General features: G+C 38.7%; 4 protein-coding genes. 1 reads left to right on the top strand and 3 read right to left on the bottom strand.

The annotated features are described in order from the left end of the window. Positions 1-222: 222 nt before the first annotated feature. Positions 223-411 carry a hypothetical protein gene (locus tag A4S05_RS41125; protein WP_141699941.1) on the bottom strand — a complete coding sequence of 63 codons (189 nt, stop codon included), beginning with the start codon at positions 409-411 and terminating at the stop codon, positions 223-225. A 10-nt stretch (positions 412-421) separates the two neighbouring features. Here A4S05_RS41125 and A4S05_RS44050 point away from each other — a divergent pair, with 10 nt between their 5' ends. Continuing rightward, positions 422-550, top strand: coding sequence for a hypothetical protein (locus tag A4S05_RS44050; protein ID WP_256091405.1), 129 nt, complete (start codon positions 422-424; stop codon positions 548-550). 320 nt (positions 551-870) lie between these two features. Here the strand turns inward: A4S05_RS44050 and A4S05_RS37860 are convergent, their stop codons facing one another. Beyond that, positions 871-1,254 (bottom strand): hypothetical protein, encoded by a 384-nt coding sequence (locus tag A4S05_RS37860; RefSeq protein ID WP_069074866.1) that lies wholly within the window; start codon positions 1,252-1,254, stop codon positions 871-873. Between the two features lie 96 nt (positions 1,255-1,350). Then, a partial coding sequence (locus A4S05_RS39845; protein WP_141699940.1) for a DUF2811 domain-containing protein occupies positions 1,351-1,477 on the bottom strand: 127 nt, incomplete at its 5' end.

Below are 1,477 nucleotides of genomic sequence, written 5' to 3'. Positions count from 1 at the left end.
TGTACAGTGTAAAGGAGTTGTTCTAAATCTATATTGAGCATTACTTTTCCTTTGAATATTCAACTGTTATCAAGAAAAATTATGAAATTTTTGACAAAGTGATTAATGATTACCAACCAGAGGAGCTAAATTGATATTTATCTTAGACTACATACGGCACAATCTATTTTCCAGAAATACACTGAAAGTAGAGCAACTTGCTAGTGCCCAATCTGTTCTTTATTAGCTCACCATCAGCTTTACTGACAGAGACAGATTAGCTCTCGGTCGAATGGGAGTAATGTTTTTCAGTCGTTGCGGCAACTGATGAAGCGCAATCGCCCCTTCCTCCCGTTGCCTCTGCCGATAATCAAGTAAGTTCTGAGCAAACACGAGATCATCAGTATTCAGCCGATAATACTGAGATGGCACAGAGTTAAGGATGAAATGTGAATGTTATGCAGATGTTACAGGGGGCGATCGCGGTAAATTCTTGACAAAAAGCCTGGAAACAAACGCCTGTGAGCGTTACGGTATATTCAAAGCAGGTTATAAGGGCTTGTTCGGCTGAAGCTGTAAGGCAGCTGCAAAATTTGTTGATAAGTGATTTCTCGGTAAAGGTGTGTGCAAGTCTAAATAAATTATTAAGGGAATACCCAGGTAAGATGGGTAGAAATTGGGTAGTTCTGCGCTATTTTTACCCAAGCGATTGAGCGATAATTATTTGTATAAAAGCGCTGGCAAAGATTTTAAGCTGGCATTTAATAAACTGCAATATAAAACAGAGCCCTGGATTTTTACAGGGCTTTTTAAATTGAAAACTCAGTTTTCGAGTTTAAAAAAGTGAATGATGGTTTGATTGTATCTTTTACAAACAAATGAAAGCGAGTTTTAATTAGCTGGATTGGAGTTGAGTACAAGATCAAGTAAAGTACGAGCAGGTTGTGATTTAAATAGTGCAGCTTGGTGGTCACTATAAGCACGAACTAGGCGATTAAGCGTGCTGGCACCAGTTTTGGCTTTTTCAATTTCTTCACCTCTGACGATTTCGCCATCAAGCATCTGCTCAATCACAAGTTTAATATCACCAGCTTCAAGGCGGACTTTTTGTAGCTTTTCTAAAGTGCTAAGTAAGGTTTTGAGTGAATTTAAGATTTCGTCACTATCTAGAGCATTTTCCACTGATTCAGCGATTCCTTGAGTTTGTGTCTCATCTGGAAGTGTCAGTAATTCAGCAGTAGATATTTTAGGTTTTGTCTCAGATTCGCTTGCCATTAATCCTGACTCAAGAAATCTTTCTGAGTGTATCGTTTAATTTAGCTTTTGTTTAGTATGACTTTTAGAGAGTAGCAGATTCAGGTATGTTGTAAATTAGCCACGGCGAAACAGAGCTTCTAAATAAACCTGGGAAACACGGCGATCTCCATCAGCATTTTGCAACAGAAACAGTGAGATAGCTGCGGTAATAAGGCGATGTTCATCCCAATCAGGATGCTGT

The organism is Nostoc sp. KVJ20, from assembly GCF_001712795.1.
Classification (GTDB): domain Bacteria; phylum Cyanobacteriota; class Cyanobacteriia; order Cyanobacteriales; family Nostocaceae; genus Nostoc.
The sequence above is the reverse complement of the archived record's forward strand: the minus strand, read 5'-3'. Positions and strand labels throughout refer to the sequence as shown.

What these genes read in the sequence shown, in the direction of transcription:
- A4S05_RS44050 (WP_256091405.1), top strand. Translation starts at nt 422, where the DNA reads ATGAAATGTGAATGTTATGCAGATGTTACAGGGGGCGATCGCGGTAAA.
- A4S05_RS37860 (WP_069074866.1), bottom strand. Translation starts at nt 1,254, where the DNA reads ATGGCAAGCGAATCTGAGACAAAACCTAAAATATCTACTGCTGAATTA.